The organism is Pseudomonas sp. DF5 (genome assembly GCF_058148225.1).
Window position 1 is genome coordinate 19,286 of record NZ_JBYVYM010000016.1, and the last position, 19,899, is coordinate 39,184.

The window sequence follows — 19,899 nt, forward strand, 5'->3', positions numbered from 1 at the left end:
CCATACCGGGCGGTTGCCAGGGCCGGAAGCCGCAGTACCCAACCAACGAGGAATTCGTCATGGCTTTAACAGTAAACACTAACACTACTTCCCTGAGTGTTCAGAAGAACCTGAACCGTGCGTCCGACGCACTGTCGACTTCGATGACCCGCCTGTCCTCCGGCCTGAAAATCAACAGCGCCAAAGACGACGCCGCCGGCCTGCAGATCGCTACCCGTATGACTTCGCAGATCCGTGGCCAGACCATGGCTATCAAAAACGCCAACGACGGCGTTTCGATCGCTCAGACCGCTGAAGGCGCTCTGCAAGAGTCGACCAACATTCTGCAGCGTATGCGTGAAATCGCAGTGCAATCGCGAAACGACTCCAACGGCACTGCTGACCGTACCGCTCTGGACAAAGAATACCAACAGTCGGTTGCTGAACTGACCCGTATCGCTCAGTCGACCAACCTGAACGGTAAGGCGCTGATCGACGGTACTGCTGGTGCGATGCAGTTCCAGGTAGGTTCGAACACTACTTCCGACAACCAGATCACTCTGACCCTGTCGACCAGCTTCGACGCCAGCGCCCTGGGCATGACCGGTACTGTTATTTCCGGTACTTCCAATGCCCTTAACCACACCAACGTTGATAACTCTATCTCGGCTATCGACGCTGCTCTGGCAAACATCAACGCCACTCGCGCTGACCTGGGTGCTGCTCAAAACCGTTTCTCGACCACCATTTCCAACCTGCAAAACATCAACGAAAACGCCAGTGCTGCACTGAGCCGCGTACAAGATACCGACTTCGCTGCTGAAACTGCACAGCTGACCAAGCAACAAACTCTGCAACAAGCTTCCACCGCAGTTCTGGCTCAGGCCAACCAACTGCCATCCGCTGTACTGAAACTGCTTCAGTAATAGCCGATGAGTTTTGGCGGGGGGGTGCGCTTGTCGCGCTCTCTCGCTTTTTACTTTGAGAGGTGATGGACATGGATATGAGCGTCAAGCTGAACTTGTCTTATCCTGCGGCCCAGCAGGCGACGACTGTTGCCGACAAGCCTGCGGAAAAGCCTCGAGCGGAAACTGCGCCAGTGGTTACCGTCAAGGAAGAAGGTAAAAAAGACCAGACCGAGCAGGAAAAACTGAAGATGGCCGTTCAGGAAATCGAAAAGTTCGTTCAGTCGGTCAAGCGTAACCTGGAGTTCTCGATTGACGAGCCTTCAGGCAAAGTTGTGGTCAAAGTGATTGCCAGTGACTCCGGTGAGGTGATTCGTCAAATCCCCAACGAAGAAGTCCTTAAGCTGGCGAACAGTTTGAATGATGCAAGCAGCCTGTTGTTCAGCGCAAAAGTCTGACAACTGGCACGAATTTTGTTGCTATGTTCTTTTGGGCGTTGTAGTGGTCAAAAGGCCGGCGACACACTGAAGGGAGTTCCACATGGCAAGTCCAATTCTACCGGGCACGGGCTTAGGTTCCGGTCTTGATACCGGTGCTATCGTCAAGGCCTTGGTCAATGCCGACAAGGCGGCCAAGCAGAATCAGATCGATCGTCAGACGACCACCAACACTGCGCAGATTTCCGGTATTGGTACTCTCAAAAGTGTTCTGGCGAACTTCCAGGCTGCAATCAAGAAGCTGCAAGATACGCAGGCTCCGCAATTCCTCGGCTACAACGCCACGTCCGCTGACGCGAAAGTATTGACCGCTGTGGCCAGCAACACGGCCGTTAACGGCTCTTACGTGGTCAAGGTCACTAACCTTGCGACCTCGTCCAAAGTGGCCACCGCAGCCTTTGCCGGCGGTGCCAGCAGTGCCATTGCGAGCGGCACGCTCAATATCACGCAAAACGGTGTATCCAGTTCTGTCACCATTCCGGCGGGCGCGACGTTGCAGTCGGTTCGCGATGCGATCAATACCCAGCAGGGCGCGAACGGCTTCAGTGCCAACATCGTGACCGACTCGTTTGGTTCGCGTCTGGTAATGGGGTCCACGGCAACCGGTGCCGGTTCCGATATCACCCTCAGCGGTATCGCGGGTCTGGAGATCAATGCCGGCCAGCAAATGGGTACAACCCCTACAGCGACTTCGGCGGGTGCCATCGGAGATTTCGCGGTGGACGCCAATTTCACCGTCGACGGGCTCGCGCTTACCAGCAAAAGCAATACGGTCGACGCAGCCATTTCCGGCTTGACCCTGAATCTGGTCGCCGGTGGTGGTGCAACCACGACGGTGACGGTCGGCCCGAACAGTGATGGCCTGAAAAAATCCATTCAAGCTTTCGTTGATGCCTATAACCAGGTTGTGACCAGTGTCAATGCGTTGACCAAACCTTCCCTGGATGACGACGGCAAGCCGACCGTTGCTGCCGCACTGACCGGTGACCCGCTGGCGCGCGGTATCATGGCATCGATTCGTTCGCCATTAGTGACTACCGGTGCGGGTGACAAGCTCACTGTCCTGTCGCAATTGGGTATCACCACCAATCAGAAAACCGGTGCGCTGGATTTCGATAGCACCAAGTTCACCGCAGCGATGGATACCCAGAAGCTCGGTGGTGAGGTTCAGAAGCTGTTCCTGGGCGATCCGACGGCGACTGGCGATGCCGCCAAGGGGCTGTTGACGCGCATGAACGATGCAATCACCCCTTACACGATCACTGGTAATGAGGGGATCCTCGATACCCGTTCGAGCAACCTGGCCAAGGCCAAGAGCAATCTGGCCAATCAGCAGGCAGCCCTGGATCGTCGGGTCGAGACGCTGACGGCCGTGCTGACCAAGAAGTACAACGACATGGATACCCTTGTCGGTAAGCTGAAGGCAACGGCGAGCAATATCACTTCGATGTTCGACGCGATGAATGCGCAGAAAAACGCTTCATAGCGCATAAACGCCAAAAGCCCGGCAGCGGATTCCGCTTGTCGGGCTTTTTTAGTTTCGGACTAAAGATTTTTGACGCTATGTCGATAGCCTAATTATACGAATCACAGAGTTTAGATGAGGTACAGCATGAACCCGATGTTAGCCCTTCGGCAGTACCAGAAGATTGGCGCGCAAGCCCAGACTTCCGAGGCCAGCCCTCATCGTCTGGTGCAAATGCTTATGGAAGGCGGTCTGGATCGCATCGCTCAGGCTAAAGGCGCCATGGAGCGCAAGGATGTCGCCAGAAAAGGTGTTCTAATCGGCAAGGCCATCGGCATTATCGGTGGTTTGCGAGAGGGATTGGACCTGGAGAAGCAGGCGGAGTCCGTTGGTGAGTTGGACAATCTCTATGCTTACATGATGAAACGCCTGGCAGAAGCCAACCTCAAGACCGATCCGAAAATCCTCGACGAAGTTGCCGATTTGCTTCGCACGGTGAAAGACGGTTGGGATGCTATCGCCGCACCTGCTCCCCAGTTTTAAGGAGATCACCATGAGTCTTGTATTGCAGCGAATCGAACAGACCCGGGACGCCCTGGTCGATGCATTGGCCGAGCGCAACTGGGAAGCCATTGGCGAGTTGGACCTGGCTTGCCGTTCCTGCATGGAAGACGTCTTGAGTGAAGCCTCGGTGGATGAGACCGCGTTGCGCGACAACCTGGAGGGGTTGCTGGGAGTGTATAAACAGCTTCTGGAGGCGGCGACGGGGGAGCGTCAGGCGATAGTTGACGAGATGTCGCAGATCCACCAAGCACAGAACGCGGCAAAGGTTTACCATCTGTTTGGTTAATTAACCCTCAGTTAATCCAAACATAGTGCGCCATAAATTTGACTGTGCACGGTTTTTTGACTTAACTAGTGGCTGGTTCCAGATTTCAGGCGTCTACAGGCACATCGTGTCTGCAAGCGTCTAGCTTGCCCCTCATTTTGGGCATTGAGTTGACTAGGGAAGTTGCTATTGCATGTGGCGTGAAACCAAAATTCTGCTGATTGATGACGATAGCGTCCGTCGCCGCGATTTGGCGGTGATTTTAAATTTTCTCGGCGAAGAAAATTTACCCTGTGGCAGCCATGACTGGCAGCAGGCGGTCGGCTCTCTGGCATCAAGTCGTGAAGTAATCTGTGTCCTCATCGGGACGGTCAATGCTCCTGGTGCACTTTTGGGCCTGTTAAAGACACTCGCAACCTGGGATGAGTTCCTTCCAGTTTTGTTAATGGGCGATAATTCTTCCATTGACTTGCCGGAAGACCAGCGTCGCCGAGTGCTTTCGACCCTTGAGATGCCACCCAGCTACAGCAAACTGCTCGATTCGCTGCACCGTGCCCAGGTCTATCGCGAGATGTATGACCAGGCCCGTGAGCGCGGTCGTCACCGTGAACCGAATCTGTTCCGCAGCCTTGTCGGCACCAGTCGGGCGATTCAACACGTCCGTCAGATGATGCAGCAAGTTGCCGACACCGACGCCAGCGTGCTGATCCTCGGCGAGTCCGGCACTGGCAAGGAAGTGGTTGCGCGCAATCTGCATTACCACTCCAAGCGTCGTGAAGCGCCGTTCGTTCCGGTCAACTGCGGGGCGATCCCGGCCGAGTTGCTGGAAAGTGAATTGTTCGGTCACGAGAAGGGCGCCTTCACCGGGGCGATCACCAGCCGTGCCGGGCGTTTCGAGCTGGCCAACGGCGGTACGCTGTTCCTCGACGAAATCGGCGACATGCCGCTGCCGATGCAGGTCAAGCTGTTGCGCGTCTTGCAGGAGCGCACCTTCGAGCGTGTGGGCAGCAACAAGACCCAAAGCGTCGATGTGCGGATCATCGCGGCGACCCACAAGAATCTCGAAAGCATGATCGAGATCGGCACGTTCCGCGAAGACCTCTACTATCGCCTGAACGTGTTCCCGATCGAGATGGCGCCACTGCGCGAGCGCGTCGAAGACATTCCGTTGCTGATGAACGAGCTGATCTCGCGCATGGAGCACGAGAAGCGCGGTTCGATCCGTTTCAACTCGGCGGCGATCATGTCGCTGTGCCGTCACGGCTGGCCGGGCAACGTTCGCGAGCTGGCCAACTTGGTGGAGCGCATGGCGATCATGCACCCGTACGGGGTGATCGGCGTGGTCGAGTTGCCGAAGAAATTCCGCTACGTCGATGACGAAGACGAGCAGATGGTCGACAGCCTGCGCAGTGATCTCGAAGAGCGGGTGGCCATCAACGGTCATACCCCGGACTTCACCGCCAATGCGCTGCTGCCGCCGGAAGGCCTGGACCTGAAGGACTACCTCGGCGGTCTGGAGCAAGGCTTGATTCAGCAGGCGCTGGATGACGCCAATGGCATTGTGGCGCGAGCGGCCGAACGGCTGCGTATTCGTCGCACGACCTTGGTGGAGAAGATGCGCAAGTACGGCATGAGCCGTCGTGATGGTGATGAACAGGCGGATGATTGACGCCTGTTTTTCAACCCCTTCATTTATAGGCAGTTTTTTTTAGGCACGGGTATTGCTACGTCCCTCGCAACGTTCCGTTTAACTGACGGTCACCACGCGAGAGAGCACAATGCCCCAAGCCGCCCAGATGTCTCCTGTCCCTGATGTTTTGGGGCAACCGTCGTCCGTAGAGCAGGCAAGCCGGCTTGGCCTTGAGCAGGCGTTTGCGCTGTTCAACCAGATGTCGAGCCAATTGACCGATTCCTACAGCATGCTCGAAGCGCGGGTCACCGAGCTCAAGGGCGAACTGGCGGTGGTCAGTGCTCAGCGCATGCAGGAGCTGGCGGAAAAAGAGCGTCTGGCCAACCGGCTGCAAAACCTCCTCGACCTATTGCCCGGCGGCGTCATCGTCATCGACGCCCAAGGCATCGTGCGTGAAGCCAATCCCGCCGCATGTGAGCTGCTCGGCCTGCCCCTCGAAGGCGAGCTGTGGCGGCACGTCATTGCGCGATGCTTTGCGCCGCGCGAAGACGATGGTCACGAAATCTCCCTCAAGGACGGTCGGCGCCTGTCGATCGCTACCCGCTCGCTGGATGCTGAACCTGGTCAGTTGGTGTTGCTCAACGACCTGACTGAAACCCGTCATCTGCAAGACCAACTGGCCCGCCATGAGCGCCTGTCGTCGCTCGGTCGCATGGTCGCCTCGTTGGCTCATCAGATTCGTACGCCCTTGTCCGCCGCGTTGCTCTATGCCAGTCATTTGACTGAGCAGGAGCTGCCGGTCGCCACGCAGCAGCGTTTTGCCGGTCGCCTGAAGGAGCGTCTGCATGAGCTGGAACACCAAGTGCGCGACATGCTGGTGTTCGCTCGTGGCGAGCTGCCGCTGACCGATCGTGTCACCCCAAAAATACTGATGCAGTCGCTGCAAGCGGCCGCATTGACCCATGTCCAGGATCTGCCGGTTCGCTGGCAGTGCGACAGTCATGCCGGTGAGTTGCTGTGCAATCGCGATACGCTGGTCGGGGCGATCCTCAATCTGATCGAGAACGCCATTCAGGCCAGTGCCGGCGACGTCCGTTTGAAGGTTCACCTATACACCCGCGGCAGCAATCTGCACCTGTGCGTCAGCGACAGCGGCAGCGGTATCGACAGCGCGGTGCTGGCACGTTTGGGCGAGCCGTTTTTCACCACCAAAACCACCGGAACCGGCCTGGGCCTGACCGTGGTCAAGGCAGTAGCGCGTGCTCATCAGGGAGAATTGCAGTTACGTTCGCGGCCGGGGCGCGGTACTTGCGCACAGGTGATCCTGCCGCTTTTTGCGGGTGAGCAGCCCTGCGCTCAGGGAGTGAAGTGAAGGACATGGCCATCAAGGTTTTACTGGTCGAGGATGACCGCGCGCTACGAGAAGCATTGGCCGATACGCTGTTGCTTGGCGGGCACGATTACACCGCTGTCGGTTCGGCGGAAGAGGCGCTGACTGCGGTTGGCACCGAGGCATTTAACCTGGTGGTCAGTGACGTCAACATGCCGGGCATGGACGGTCACCAATTGCTTGGGTTGTTGCGTGCTCGTCAGCCGCAACTGCCGGTGCTGCTGATGACTGCTCACGGCGCGGTCGAGCGCGCGGTCGACGCCATGCGCCAGGGCGCGGCGGATTACCTGGTCAAGCCGTTCGAGCCCAAAGCCTTGCTCGACCTGGTGGCGCGTCACGCCCTGGGCAATCTCGGTGCGATCGAGAATGAGGGGCCTGTGGCGTTCGAGCCGGCCAGTGCGCAATTGCTGGAATTGGCCGCGCGGGTGGCGCGCAGTGATTCCACGGTGTTGATCTCCGGTGAGTCCGGGACCGGCAAGGAAGTGCTGGCGCGTTACATCCATCAGCACTCCCATCGCGCCAGTCAGCCATTCATTGCGATCAACTGCGCAGCGATCCCGGACAACATGCTCGAAGCCACTTTGTTCGGTCACGAAAAGGGTTCGTTCACCGGCGCCATCGCGGCGCAAGCCGGCAAGTTCGAGCAGGCCGATGGCGGGACGATCCTGCTCGACGAAATCTCTGAAATGCCCCTCGGCCTGCAGGCCAAGTTACTGCGTGTATTGCAGGAGCGTGAAGTCGAGCGAGTCGGCGCCCGCAAGCCGATCACGCTGGACATTCGAGTGGTCGCCACCACAAACCGCGACCTGGCCGGTGAAGTGGCGGCGGGGCGTTTTCGTGAAGACCTCTACTATCGCCTGTCGGTGTTCCCGCTGGCGTGGCGTCCATTGCGCGAGCGCACCGCCGACATTCTGCCGCTGGCCGAGCGCCTGCTGGCCAAACACGTCAATAAAATGAAGCATGCCGCGGCAAAGCTTTCGCCTGAGGCGCAGGCCTGCCTGATCGGCTATCCGTGGCCGGGCAATGTGCGTGAGCTGGATAACGCAATCCAGCGTGCGTTGATCCTGCAACAGGGCGGTTTGATCCAGCCGCAGGATTTCTGCCTGGCCGGGCCTGTGGCGTGCGCGCCATTGCCGGCATTGGCGCCTACGCCCGCGCGCGTTGTGGAGGTCGAAGCCGAATCGGCGGGCGCTCTCGGCGATGATCTGCGGCGTCGTGAGTTCCAGATGATCATCGACACCTTGCGCTCCGAGCGCGGCCGTCGCAAGGAAGCCGCCGAGCGACTGGGCATCAGCCCGCGCACCTTGCGCTACAAACTGGCCCAGATGCGCGACGCCGGAATGGATGTGGAAGCGTATTTGTTCGCCACCTGAAAGTTGACGCAAGCAGCACCGATCCAAATGTGGGAGCGGGCTTGCTCGCGAAAGCTGTAAACCAGCCAGCATCTCTTTTGAATGGAAAACCGTATTCGCGAGCAAGCCCACATTTGTTTCGTGGTGAATGCAAAGTCCGGACGGCTTTTGTTTGGCGCGGCCATGGAGCTGGCACCCTTGTTGCTAACACCTCACTACCCGCCGAGTGAGCGTCAAAAAAATTGCGGGGAGCCAAAGACGTAGCTTCGTCAAAGAGAGAAACCATGAGCCAAGGTATTGAATTTAATCGGTTGATGCTGGATATGCGCGCCATGCAAATGGATGCCATGTCTGCGCCGAAATCGACTGCCGCAGTCCCTGAAGTGGGTGGCAGCAGCTTTTCCGACATGCTCGGTCAGGCCGTCAATAAAGTGAACGACACCCAGCAGGCGTCCAATCAGTTGGCCAGTGCCTTCGAGATTGGTAAAAGCGGCGTCGATCTGACGGACGTGATGATTTCCTCACAGAAGGCCAGTGTGTCTTTTCAGGCGCTGACCCAAGTACGTAACAAGCTGGTTCAGGCTTACCAAGACATCATGCAGATGCCGGTTTAAGGACGAGATTGAGTCATGGCAGAAGCAATCGCCGATAATGTTCCGGCCAAGGCCACTCCAATAGACGGCAAACCGCCGTTGTTCGGGTTGTCTTTCCTGGAAAACCTCTCCGAGATGACCATGTTGCGTCAGGTGGGCCTGTTGGTCGGCCTGGCCGCGAGCGTGGCGATTGGTTTTGCCGTGGTGTTGTGGTCCCAGCAGCCGGACTACCGGCCTCTGTACGGCAGCCTTGCCGGCATGGATGCCAAGCAGGTCATGGAAACCCTGGCCTCCGCCGACATTCCCTATACCGTCGAACCGAACTCCGGTGCCTTGCTGGTCAAGGCCGATGACCTGTCCCGTGCGCGGCTCAAGCTCGCGGCCGCTGGTGTCACTCCCAGCGACGGCAACATCGGTTTCGAGATCCTCGACAAGGAGCAGGGGCTGGGCACCAGTCAGTTCATGGAAGCGACCCGTTATCGTCGCGGCCTCGAAGGCGAACTGGCCCGGACCATTTCCAGCCTGAATAACGTCAAGGGTGCTCGCGTGCACCTGGCGATTCCGAAGAGTTCGGTGTTCGTGCGTGACGAGCGCAAGCCCAGCGCTTCTGTTCTGGTTGAACTGTATTCCGGTCGCTCGCTGGAGCCAGGTCAGGTCGTCGCCATCATCAATCTGGTGGCGACCAGCGTTCCCGAACTGAGCAAATCGCAGATCACCGTCGTCGACCAGAAGGGCAACCTGCTGTCGGATCAGGCGGAAAACTCCGAGCTGACCATGGCCGGCAAGCAGTTTGATTACAGCCGTCGCATGGAAAGCATGCTGACTCAGCGCGTGCACAACATTCTGCAACCGGTACTGGGCAACGACCGCTATAAAGCCGAAGTCTCGGCCGATGTGGATTTCAGTGCCGTCGAATCGACTTCCGAGCAGTTCAACCCGGATCAACCGGCGTTGCGCAGCGAGCAGTCGGTCAACGAACAACGTACCGCCAGCAATGGCCCGCAAGGTGTGCCGGGTGCCTTGAGCAACCAGCCGCCGTCGCCTGCCTCGGCGCCGCAAACTACTGGTGGCGCCACCGCGTCGGCCGGGATGGTGCAGCCAGGCCAGCCACTGCTTGATGCCAACGGTCAGCAAATCATGGACCCGGCCACCGGCCAGCCAATGCTGGCGCCGTACCCGGCGGACAAGCGTCAACAATCCACCAAGAACTTCGAACTCGACCGTTCCATCAGCCACACCAAGCAACAGCAGGGCCGTTTGAATCGCCTGTCGGTGTCGGTGGTGGTGGACGATCAGGTCAAGGTCAACGCGGCCAATGGCGAAACCACCCGTGCGCCGTGGAGCGCCGATGAATTGGCGCGCTTCACTCGCCTGGTGCAGGACGCGGTCGGTTTCGACGCCAGCCGTGGCGACAGCGTCAGCGTGATCAACATGCCGTTCTCCGCCGAGCGCGGTGAAGTGATCGCCGATATTCCGTTCTATTCCCAGCCGTGGTTCTGGGACATCGTCAAGCAAGTGCTGGGTGTGTTGTTCATCCTGGTGCTGGTGTTCGGTGTGCTGCGTCCGGTGCTCAACAACATCACCGGTGGCGGCAAAGGCAAGCAACTCGCGGCCTTTGGCAGCGACGTGGAACTCGGCGGCATGGGCGGCCTGGACGGCGAACTGGCCAACGACCGCGTCAGCCTCGGTGGCCCGACCAGCATCCTGCTGCCGAGCCCGAGCGAAGGCTATGACGCACAGTTGAACGCAATCAAGAGTCTGGTGGCAGAAGATCCGGGTCGCGTGGCCCAGGTCGTGAAAGAGTGGATTAACGCAGATGAGTGATAACCGAGCCGCTGTCGCCAAACTGTCCCGGGTTGATAAAGCCGCGATCCTGCTGCTGTCCCTGGGTTCTACGGATGCCGCGCAAGTGCTGCGCCACATGGGGCCCAAAGAGGTTCAGCGTGTGGGCGTGGCCATGGCCCAGATGGGTAACGTGCACCGCGAGCAGGTCGAACAGGTCATGAGCGAGTTCGTCGACATCGTCGGCGACCAGACCAGCCTGGGCGTCGGCTCTGACGACTACGTGCGCAAAATGCTCACCCAGGCCCTGGGCGAAGACAAGGCCAACGGCCTGATCGACCGGATCCTGCTGGGCGGCAACACCAGTGGCCTCGACAGCCTGAAGTGGATGGAACCGCGTGCCGTTGCCGACGTGATCCGTTACGAGCACCCGCAGATCCAGGCGATCGTGGTGGCGTATCTCGACCCGGACCAGGCCGGTGAAGTGCTGGGCAACTTCGACCATAAGGTGCGGCTGGACATCATCCTGCGGGTGTCTTCGCTGAACACCGTGCAGCCAGCGGCCCTGAAAGAACTCAACCAGATTCTCGAGAAGCAGTTCTCCGGCAACTCGAATGCCTCGCGCACCACCCTGGGTGGCATCAAGCGCGCGGCAGACATCATGAACTTCCTCGACAGCTCGATCGAAGGTCAACTGATGGACTCGATCCGCGAAGTCGACGAAGACCTGTCCGGTCAGATCGAAGACCTCATGTTCGTGTTCAACAACCTGTCCGATGTCGACGACCGCGGTATTCAGGCGCTGTTGCGCGAAGTGTCCTCGGACGTCCTGGTGCTGGCCCTCAAAGGCTCGGACGAAGGCGTCAAGGAAAAGATCTTCAAGAACATGTCCAAACGGGCGGCCGAACTGTTGCGCGACGACCTCGAGGCCAAAGGCCCGGTGCGCGTCAGCGACGTGGAAACGGCGCAGAAAGAAATCCTCACCATTGCCCGCCGTATGGCCGAAGCCGGAGAAATCGTTCTCGGCGGGAAGGGCGGCGAAGAGATGATCTAAGGTCACTATGTCGTCCAAACATGATGAGTCCCAGACCGACCTGATCCGTGGCAAGGACGTCGCAGGTTTCGATGTCTGGGCGTTGCCCAGCTTCGACCCGTTTGTGCCGGAACCCGAGCCGGAACCGGAACCCGAACCGCCGGAAATGGAGGAAGTGCCGCTGGAAGAAGTCCAGCCACTGACTCTTGAGGAGCTCGAAAGCATTCGCCAGGAGGCCTACAACGAAGGCTTCGCGGTTGGCGAGAAAGAAGGTTTCCATAGCACCACGCTCAAGGTCCGTCAGGAAGCCGAAGTGGCCCTGACGGCCAAGATCGCTGGTCTGGAACAGTTGATGGCCAACCTGTTCGAGCCCATTGCCGAGCAGGACACCCAGATCGAAAAGTCGCTGGTCGACCTTGTGCAGCACATCACCAAGCAGGTGATTCAGCGCGAGCTGGCCATCGACTCGACGCAGATCGAACACGTCATGCGTGAAGCGCTCAAGCTCTTGCCACTGGGTGTGGGCAATGTGCGGTTGTACGTCAACCCGCAGGATTTCGAACAGGTCAAAGCCCTGCGCGAGCGCCATGAAGAAACCTGGCGCATCGTCGAGGACGAATCCTTGTTGCCGGGCGGTTGCCGGGTCGAGACCGAGCACAGTCGTATCGATGCGACCGTCGAAACCCGTGTAACCCAGGTCATGGCCAAGCTGTTCGACCAACTTCACGATCAGGCGCTGCACCCGGCTGCGCCGGACCTGAGCCTGGAATTGCCGATCGACGAAAAGCCTGCGGTCGCCCCGGTCGAGCCAGAACTGGAAGAACCCGATGCGCCTTGAACGCACCAGCTTCGCCAAGCGCCTCGGCAGCTACGCCGAGGCCACGGAGCTGGCTGGCGCGCCGATCCTCGAAGGTCGATTGCTGCGTATGGTCGGCCTGACCCTCGAAGCCGAAGGCTTGCGCGCCGCCATGGGCAGCCGCTGCATGGTCATCAACGATGACAGCTATCATCCGGTGCAAGTCGAAGCCGAGGTCATGGGCTTCTCTGGCAGCAAAGTTTTTCTGATGCCGGTGGGCAGTGTCGCGGGCATCGCCCCAGGCGCGCGCGTGGTTCCTTTGGCTGACGCCGGTCGTTTGCCGATGGGCATGAGCATGCTCGGGCGGGTGCTTGATGGCGCCGGTCGTGCGCTGGATGGCAAGGGCGGGATGAAGGCTGAAGACTGGGTGCCGATGGACGGTCCGACCATCAACCCGCTCAAGCGTGACCCCATCAGCCAGCCGCTGGACGTCGGTATTCGCTGCATCAACGGTTTGTTGACGGTCGGTCGCGGTCAGCGGCTTGGGCTATTTGCCGGTACCGGCGTCGGCAAAAGTGTGCTGTTGGGCATGATGACTCGCTTCACCGAGGCCGACATTATCGTGGTCGGGCTGATCGGTGAGCGGGGCCGTGAAGTTAAAGAGTTCATCGAGCACATCCTCGGCGAGGAAGGGCTCAAGCGTTCGGTCGTGGTGGCGTCGCCGGCGGACGATGCGCCGCTGATGCGATTGCGCGCGGCGATGTACTGCACGCGTATCGCCGAGTATTTCCGCGACAAGGGCAAGAATGTCCTGTTGCTGATGGATTCCCTGACCCGTTTCGCCCAGGCCCAGCGGGAAATCGCCCTGGCCATCGGCGAACCTCCGGCGACCAAGGGCTATCCGCCCTCGGTGTTCGCCAAGTTGCCGAAACTGGTGGAGCGGGCCGGTAACGCCGAAAAGGGCGGCGGTTCGATCACCGCGTTCTACACCGTACTGTCCGAAGGCGACGATCAGCAGGACCCGATTGCCGACTCGGCGCGGGGCGTGCTCGACGGGCACATCGTGCTGTCCCGGCGCCTGGCCGAGGAAGGGCATTACCCGGCCATCGACATCGAAGCGTCCATCAGCCGGGTCATGCCGTCGGTGGTCGGTATCAAACACCTGAACCACGCGCAGATGTTCAAGCAATACTGGTCGCGCTATCAGCAGAGCCGCGACCTGATCAGTGTCGGCGCCTATGTGCCCGGCGGTGACCGGGAAACCGACACCGCAATCAATCTGCAACCGGCCATGTCCTTGTACTTGCGCCAAGGCTTGAACGACAACATCAGCATGGGCGCCAGCGAAAACCATCTTGCTTCGGTCTTCGCGCCAGCGCCAGGCGGTTAACCGGTCATGGCCTCGAGTCGCGCGGCACGCCTGGCGCCTGTGGTGGACATGGCTGAAAAGGCCGAGAAAACCGCCGTCCAGCGCCTGGGGCACTTTCAGGGCCAGGTTCGTTTGGCAGAAAGTAAACTCGCCGACCTCGAAGCCTTCCGTCTCGACTACCAGGAGCAATGGATCGTGCGCGGCAGCGGCGGCGTTTCGGGCCAGTGGTTGCTGGGCTATCAGGGTTTTCTCGCGCAATTGGGCACGGCCATCGACCAGCAGCGCCAGAGCTTGAACTGGCATCAAAACAACCTGAACAAGGCCCGAGAAGCCTGGCAACAGGCGTTTGCCCGGGTCGAAGGCTTGCGCAAACTGGTTCAGCGCTACATGGATGAAGCACGGCAACTGGAAGACAAGCGCGAGCAGAAGTTGCTGGATGAATTGTCCCAGCGGTTGCCGCGTCAGGATTCGTATTGAGTGTTGGTTTCAAAGGATTGCAGCCTGCGGCAGCACCTGCACGGGTGCATGCAAACCTGATTCCGGAGACGCTGTCGACGGCTGCGTTCTTTTGACCTTGCTCCAGCCCCCGGCAAGTGCTAAACCTTGTACACGTACGTTCGCCAATGACAAGGAAGCCGTGAAATGTCAGTCGTTACAGAAGTATCCCCGGATGGGCAAAAGTTGACGATTTCGGTTAAGGGGCGATTCGATTTCGGTCGGCATCAGGAGTTTCGTGAGTCCTACGAGCGACTCAACAAGAAACCCGAGTCCATCGTCGTAGATCTGAAGGAAGCCACGTATCTCGACAGTTCGGCGCTTGGCATGTTGCTTTTGCTGCGCGATCACGCCGGTGGCGACAACTCCGATATTCGTGTCGTCAACAGCAGTAGCGATGTGAAGAAAATCCTCGCCATCTCCAACTTCGACAAGCTGTTCGACATCAGTTGACTGTCATGCAGCCGCTCGAGCCGCTGACGATTCTGATCGCCGAAGACAGTGCGGCCGATCGAATGCTGCTGTCCACTATTGTCCGTCGCCAAGGCCATGAAGTGCTGACGGCCAGTAATGGCGCCGAGGCGGTCGAGGCGTTTCACTCGCAGCGACCGCACCTGGTGCTGATGGACGCCATGATGCCGGTGATGGATGGCTTCGAGGCTGCGCGACAGATCAAGACGCTGGCCGGCGAAACCCTGGTGCCGATCATCTTTCTGACGTCGCTGACCGAAAGCGAAGCCTTGGCGCGTTGTCTGGAGGCTGGGGGCGACGACTTTCTGGCAAAGCCTTACAACCAGGTGATCCTCGCGGCCAAGATCAAGGCAATGGACCGCTTGCGGCGTTTGCAGGCCACGGTGCTGGAACAGCGCGATCTGATCGCCAGGCACCATGATTACCTGCTCAACGAACAGCGCGTGGCCAAAGCCGTGTTCGACAAGGTGGCCCACTCCGGTTGCCTGAATGCGCCGAACATCCGTTATCTGCAATCGCCCTATGCGCTATTCAACGGCGATCTGTTGCTGGCTGCGTTTACCCCGGCCGGCGACATGCATGTGTTGCTCGGCGATTTCACCGGCCATGGTTTGCCTGCCGCTGTCGGTGCCATGCCGTTGGCCGAAGTTTTCTATGGCATGACCGCCAAGGGTTATGGTTTGTCCGAAACCCTGCGCGAGATGAACGCCAAGCTCAAACGTATCCTGCCGGTAGACATGTTCTGTTGCGCGGCCCTGCTGCGCCTGAGCTTTCAGCGAGGGTCGGTGGAGATCTGGAACGGCGGGATGCCGGACGGCTATTTGCACAACGCCACCAGCGGCGAGCGTACAGCGCTCACGGCACGGCACTTGCCGCTGGGTGTACTGAGCCCGCAAGCCTTCGATGACCGCACCGAGGTGTTCCCGATGGCCGTCGGGGATCGGGTGTTCCTGTTGTCTGATGGGGTGATCGATACCTGTGATGCCAATGACCAGTTGTTTGGTGTCGAGCGACTGGAGCAGGTGTTTGCAGCCAATCGTCAACCTGATGCGCTGTTCGAGGAAATCGAGCAGGCCCTGCGAGACTTTCGCGGCGAGGCTCGCGATGACGTGAGCATGGTTGAGATCAGTCTGTTGGATGCGGCGCAACTGAGCCCGCCAGCACCGGTATATTCCGACAGCGGTCAGTCCTGCCCGCTGGACTGGTCGGTGAGCTTCGAGTTTCGCGCCGCCACTCTCAAGCGCTTCAACCCGCTGCCGTATCTGTTGCAATTGCTGTTTGAGGTGCATGGCCTGCGTGCTCAGAGTGGTGCGCTCTACAGTGTGCTGGCAGAGCTTTATTCCAATGCCCTGGAGCATGGCGTGCTAGGTCTGGATTCGAGTCTCAAACGCGATGCTTCGGGTTTTGCGCGTTATTATCAGCAGCGCAGTGCGCGCCTGGACGAATTGCAGGACGGCTATGTGCGGGTCCATTTGCAGGTGACGCCAAAAGGCGAAGGCGGTTGCCTGACTGTTCGAGTCGAAGACAGTGGCAAGGGCTTCGATGTGGCACGGGTGATGGAGCGTCCCGTCGATGATGTCCGTTTGTCGGGACGTGGAGTCAGTTTGATCCGACAGTTGAGTCATCATGCGAGCTGGTCCGATAATGGGCGCAGTGCTCGCGTGGAGTTTTTTTGGGAGGCTCAGGCATAATCCCAGGCATTCTTGATCAAAGGAGTGAACAAGTGGACGACACACATCTGGATCGCGACGTGCTGAGCGCGTTGCAAGAAGTAATGGAGGACGGGTATCCGGAATTGCTCGATACCTTTCTCAGCGATTCCGAAGAGCGATTGAGCTTGCTGCGCAAGGCTGACGATGCCGATCGGTTAGGTGCCACGGCACACAGTTTCAAGGGCAGCAGCAGCAACATGGGCGCGACCCGGCTGGCTGAGCTCTGCGATGAGCTGGAGCAGCGAGCCAAAGCGAAAAAACTCGAAGGCATAGAAGCACTGGTTGGAGAAATCGACGGCGAATTCGCGATTGTTCGACTGCTTTTCGAGGCAGAGCGCCAGCGCTCCCTGGCTGAATAAGACAACCACCAGCCGCTACGGATCGCATGACAGCTCAACCATCCGGCGCTTTTGGCGGCCAGCGAACGAAGCTGGCTCGACCCTTGCAGCGAACTTGCTCAACTGTACCTATGATCCCAGTGCAGCGGAGACCGTTCCATGCCCGTTACCCCCAACATTCTTCTTCAGGCCGCCGCTGCGGCAAAGACGCAAGCCGCGTCCGCCAATACACCGGCGTCGATGGCTGAGCCCGGTGACAAGGCGTCCAGCTTCGCTCAGGTCTACGCCAATCAGGCTCAGAACAAGCCCTCGGTCACGATGGACGGATCTGCTAAACCCGCACGTGACAAAGCCCCGGACAATGCCGGCAAGAAGGACATGGGCAACGACCCGTCTGCCGCCCCGGAACCGACGGTTGCCGATAGCGGCAAATCCTTGCCCGCCGATAAACCGGCGCAGAGCGATGACAAGACGGCCAGCGATGACGCGCCGGATGCCGCTGAGGCAGCGACGCCGGTAGTCGATTCCGCGCCTGTCGATCCGGCCCTCGATCCGGCGTTGATGCAAGTGTTGCAGCCGGTGCTGCCAGCCCCCGTGCCGGAAACGCCACCGGTTGTCGCCACCGTGCAGTCAGCCATTGAAGTGCCCGTTGCTAACGCCGTTACCGCAACCGCGGCGCCGACGGCTACGACGGTTACGACGGTTACGACGGCCGATCCTGATTTCGATCCCGAAGCCGATCCGCTCGATGCGCTGCCAGCCGTGCGCATGGCGATGGAGCAGAGCGGGCATGTGTCGGCCACCAGCCAGGCTCAGCCCAAAGCGGCGCCGACCCAGGCTCAGGCCGACGGCGAATTGACCTCGGCTCAGACTTTTGCCGCAGGCATGGCGAGCATGCTCGACGTGCAAGCCGATCAGGACAGCACCAGCCAGGGCGGTGAGAAGGCGTTCAGTGGCCTGATCGATGACGGCCTCAAGGATCTCAAGTCCGCCAGCAGCGACACCCGTGTCGATGACTTCGCCAACCGTCTGGCGGCGCTGACGCAGGCGGCAACGCCCAAGACGGCCAATGCATTGCCGGTGAACCAGCCGATCGCCATGCATCAGAGCGGTTGGACCGAAGAGGTGGTCAACCGGGTCATGTACTTGTCCAGCGCCAATCTCAAGGCGGCGGATATCCAGCTGCAACCGGCCGAACTGGGACGCCTCGATATTCGGGTGAACATGGTTCCGGATCAGCAGACTCAAGTGACGTTCATGAGCGCTCATCCAAGCGTTCGCGAAGCACTCGACGGGCAAATGCATCGCTTGCGTGACATGTTCGCGCAACAGGGCATGGGCCAGGTCGACGTCAACGTTTCCGATCAGTCCCGTGGCTGGCAGGGCCAGGGTCAGGAACAGGCTCAACAGGGGCAGGGCGGGCGAACCAACGCCAGTGGCGGTCGCCTGGATTCGATGGATGAAGAGCTTCCCGCGACGGTTGCTGAGGTGGCCGCCAACACCACCAGCGTGATCGGCTCCAGCGCGGTCGATTACTACGCCTGATCAAACGCAAAACCCAGTAGGAGCGAGGCTTGCCCGCGAAGAACGATAACCCGGTTTATCAGTTAAACCGCATTATCGTTCTTCGCGGGCAAGCCTCGCTCCTACCTTTCTTGTGATCTCTTTAAGTCTGCGCCTCAAATCCCCCAGACACTTCTGGCATAACACTTGCTCTTGCCTTGCCGTGCGACTGTGAAAACCCGATTAGTGACGGATTATTGGCATGGCGAAGAGCGAAGCAGTAGTAAAAGACCCCGCAACCAAAGGCAAAATCAAGCTGGTCATTGTGATCGTCGTGGCCCTGCTACTGGCGATCGGCTTGTCCGTGGGAGCGACCTGGTTCTTCATGCACAGCGCCCAGAGCAAGCCTGCCGCCGCGGCTGAAACCGCTGTGGTCGGCAAGCAGCCGGCGATCTTCGAGCCAATGGCTCCGGCCTTCGTGGCCAACTACACCCAGAACGGCCGTCAGCGCTACATGCAGGTGAGCATCACCATGCTGGGTCGCAATCAGGCTGATCTGGAGGCGCTCAAAGTCCACATGCCGGTAATCCGCAATAACTTGGTCATGCTGTTTTCCGGTCAGGATTTCGCCACGCTGGCAACCCCGGTCGGCCAGGAGATGTTGCGTCAGAAAGCCACGGCCAGCGTCCAGGAAGTGGCGCAGAAAGAGCTGGGCAAAGTGGTGATCGAACAGTTGCTTTTCACTAATTTCGTACTGCAGTAGGAACACGACATGGCCGTGCAGGACCTGCTGTCCCAGGATGAGATCGATGCGCTGTTGCATGGCGTCGACGATGGTCTGGTACAGACCGATAATGCTGCCGAACCCGGCAGTGTCAAAAGCTACGACCTGACCAGCCAGGATCGCATCGTCCGTGGACGCATGCCGACGCTGGAAATGATCAACGAGCGTTTCGCCCGCTACACCCGCATCAGCATGTTCAACATGCTGCGCCGCTCGGCGGACGTTGCCGTCGGTGGTGTGCAGGTGATGAAGTTCGGCGAATACGTGCACTCGCTGTACGTGCCGACCAGCCTCAACCTGGTCAAGATCAAACCGCTGCGCGGCACCGCACTGTTCATCCTCGACGCCAAACTGGTGTTCAAGCTGGTGGACAACTTCTTCGGCGGCGACGGCCGTCACGCGAAGATCGAAGGGCGTGAATTCACCCCCACCGAACTGCGTGTGGTGCGCATGGTGCTGGAGCAGGCTTTCGTCGATTTGAAGGAAGCCTGGCAGGCGATCATGGAAGTGAACTTTGAGTACATCAACTCGGAAGTGAACCCGGCCATGGCCAACATCGTCGGCCCGAGCGAAGCCATTGTGGTGTCGACGTTCCACATCGAACTCGATGGCGGTGGCGGCGACCTGCACGTGACCATGCCGTACTCGATGATCGAGCCGGTGCGCGAGATGCTCGATGCCGGCTTCCAGTCGGACCTCGACGATCAGGACGAGCGCTGGATCAACGCCTTGCGCCAGGACGTGCTGGACGTCGACGTACCGATCGGTGCCACCGTTGCCCGCCGCCAGCTGCGCCTTCGCGACATCCTGCACATGCAGCCCGGCGACGTGATCCCGGTCGAGATGCCGGAAGAAATGATCATGCGCGCCAACGGCGTGCCGGCCTTCAAGGTCAAGATGGGCTCGCACAAGGGCAACCTCGCGTTGCAAGTGATCGAGCCGATCGAGCGCCGCTGACCGGCGCTCGTACCCCCTA

20 protein-coding genes are annotated in these 19,899 nt (G+C 59.4%); all 20 read left to right on the forward strand.

Features of this window, described 5'->3' with window-relative positions:
• Positions 1–59 precede the first annotated feature (59 nt).
• The 20 genes from AC30D7_RS16115 (at position 60) to fliM (ending at position 19,880) form a co-directional block, all read left to right on the forward strand.
• Positions 60–905 (forward strand): flagellin domain-containing protein, encoded by an 846-nt coding sequence (locus AC30D7_RS16115; protein WP_064619498.1) that lies wholly within the window; start codon positions 60–62, stop codon positions 903–905.
• A gap of 71 nt (positions 906–976) precedes the next feature.
• On the forward strand, positions 977–1,342 hold the full coding sequence (locus tag AC30D7_RS16120) for a flagellar protein FlaG (protein ID WP_007938606.1): 366 nt from the start codon (positions 977–979) through the stop codon (positions 1,340–1,342).
• An 82-nt stretch (positions 1,343–1,424) separates the two neighbouring features.
• Positions 1,425–2,867, forward strand: a complete 1,443-nt coding sequence (gene fliD, locus AC30D7_RS16125; protein ID WP_490134732.1) for a flagellar filament capping protein FliD — start codon at positions 1,425–1,427, stop codon at positions 2,865–2,867.
• 126 nt (positions 2,868–2,993) lie between these two features.
• The gene (gene fliS / locus AC30D7_RS16130) at positions 2,994–3,389 is read left to right on the forward strand and encodes a flagellar export chaperone FliS (protein ID WP_490134733.1); all 396 of its coding nucleotides are present in this window, start codon (positions 2,994–2,996) and stop codon (positions 3,387–3,389) included.
• A gap of 10 nt (positions 3,390–3,399) precedes the next feature.
• On the forward strand, positions 3,400–3,696 hold the full coding sequence (gene fliT / locus AC30D7_RS16135; RefSeq protein ID WP_490134734.1) for a flagellar protein FliT: 297 nt from the start codon (positions 3,400–3,402) through the stop codon (positions 3,694–3,696).
• Between the two features lie 172 nt (positions 3,697–3,868).
• On the forward strand, positions 3,869–5,344 hold the full coding sequence (locus AC30D7_RS16140; RefSeq protein ID WP_490134735.1) for a sigma-54 dependent transcriptional regulator: 1,476 nt from the start codon (positions 3,869–3,871) through the stop codon (positions 5,342–5,344).
• 127 nt (positions 5,345–5,471) lie between these two features.
• Complete coding sequence (locus AC30D7_RS16145; RefSeq protein ID WP_490134799.1) at positions 5,472–6,677, forward strand: sensor histidine kinase; 1,206 nt, start codon at positions 5,472–5,474, stop codon at positions 6,675–6,677.
• A 5-nt stretch (positions 6,678–6,682) separates the two neighbouring features.
• On the forward strand, positions 6,683–8,068 hold the full coding sequence (gene fleR, locus AC30D7_RS16150; RefSeq protein ID WP_490134736.1) for a sigma-54-dependent response regulator transcription factor FleR: 1,386 nt from the start codon (positions 6,683–6,685) through the stop codon (positions 8,066–8,068).
• Between the two features lie 263 nt (positions 8,069–8,331).
• Positions 8,332–8,661: a flagellar hook-basal body complex protein FliE gene (gene fliE, locus AC30D7_RS16155; RefSeq protein ID WP_007938615.1), complete on the forward strand. Its 330-nt coding sequence runs from the start codon at positions 8,332–8,334 to the stop codon at positions 8,659–8,661.
• A gap of 15 nt (positions 8,662–8,676) precedes the next feature.
• A complete protein-coding gene (fliF, locus tag AC30D7_RS16160) occupies positions 8,677–10,464 on the forward strand; it encodes a flagellar basal-body MS-ring/collar protein FliF (protein ID WP_490134737.1) in 1,788 nt (595 codons plus the stop codon).
• Positions 10,457–11,476, forward strand: coding sequence for a flagellar motor switch protein FliG (gene fliG / locus AC30D7_RS16165; protein ID WP_003184041.1), 1,020 nt, complete (start codon positions 10,457–10,459; stop codon positions 11,474–11,476). The genes fliF and fliG overlap by 8 nt, the downstream gene beginning before the upstream one ends.
• A gap of 7 nt (positions 11,477–11,483) precedes the next feature.
• Positions 11,484–12,293, forward strand: a complete 810-nt coding sequence (gene fliH, locus AC30D7_RS16170) for a flagellar assembly protein FliH (protein ID WP_019579573.1) — start codon at positions 11,484–11,486, stop codon at positions 12,291–12,293.
• Positions 12,283–13,641, forward strand: a complete 1,359-nt coding sequence (gene fliI / locus AC30D7_RS16175) for a flagellar protein export ATPase FliI (protein WP_019579574.1) — start codon at positions 12,283–12,285, stop codon at positions 13,639–13,641. Before fliH ends, fliI begins: the two co-directional genes overlap by 11 nt.
• Before the next feature lie 6 nt (positions 13,642–13,647).
• Entirely contained in the window at positions 13,648–14,097 is a 450-nt protein-coding gene (fliJ, locus tag AC30D7_RS16180; RefSeq protein ID WP_018925046.1) for a flagellar export protein FliJ, read from the forward strand.
• A gap of 165 nt (positions 14,098–14,262) precedes the next feature.
• Positions 14,263–14,568: an STAS domain-containing protein gene (locus AC30D7_RS16185; protein ID WP_019579575.1), complete on the forward strand. Its 306-nt coding sequence runs from the start codon at positions 14,263–14,265 to the stop codon at positions 14,566–14,568.
• A 5-nt stretch (positions 14,569–14,573) separates the two neighbouring features.
• Positions 14,574–16,277 carry an ATP-binding SpoIIE family protein phosphatase gene (locus AC30D7_RS16190; RefSeq protein WP_490134738.1) on the forward strand — a complete coding sequence of 568 codons (1,704 nt, stop codon included), beginning with the start codon at positions 14,574–14,576 and terminating at the stop codon, positions 16,275–16,277.
• Between the two features lie 32 nt (positions 16,278–16,309).
• Positions 16,310–16,657: an Hpt domain-containing protein gene (locus AC30D7_RS16195; RefSeq protein ID WP_490134739.1), complete on the forward strand. Its 348-nt coding sequence runs from the start codon at positions 16,310–16,312 to the stop codon at positions 16,655–16,657.
• 138 nt (positions 16,658–16,795) lie between these two features.
• Positions 16,796–18,181, forward strand: a complete 1,386-nt coding sequence (locus tag AC30D7_RS16200; protein ID WP_490134740.1) for a flagellar hook-length control protein FliK — start codon at positions 16,796–16,798, stop codon at positions 18,179–18,181.
• A gap of 220 nt (positions 18,182–18,401) precedes the next feature.
• A complete protein-coding gene (fliL, locus tag AC30D7_RS16205; protein WP_490134741.1) occupies positions 18,402–18,902 on the forward strand; it encodes a flagellar basal body-associated protein FliL in 501 nt (166 codons plus the stop codon).
• Positions 18,903–18,911: 9 nt separating this feature from the next.
• Positions 18,912–19,880 (forward strand): flagellar motor switch protein FliM, encoded by a 969-nt coding sequence (fliM, locus tag AC30D7_RS16210; protein ID WP_007938639.1) that lies wholly within the window; start codon positions 18,912–18,914, stop codon positions 19,878–19,880.
• The last annotated feature ends 19 nt before the right edge of the window (positions 19,881–19,899 follow it).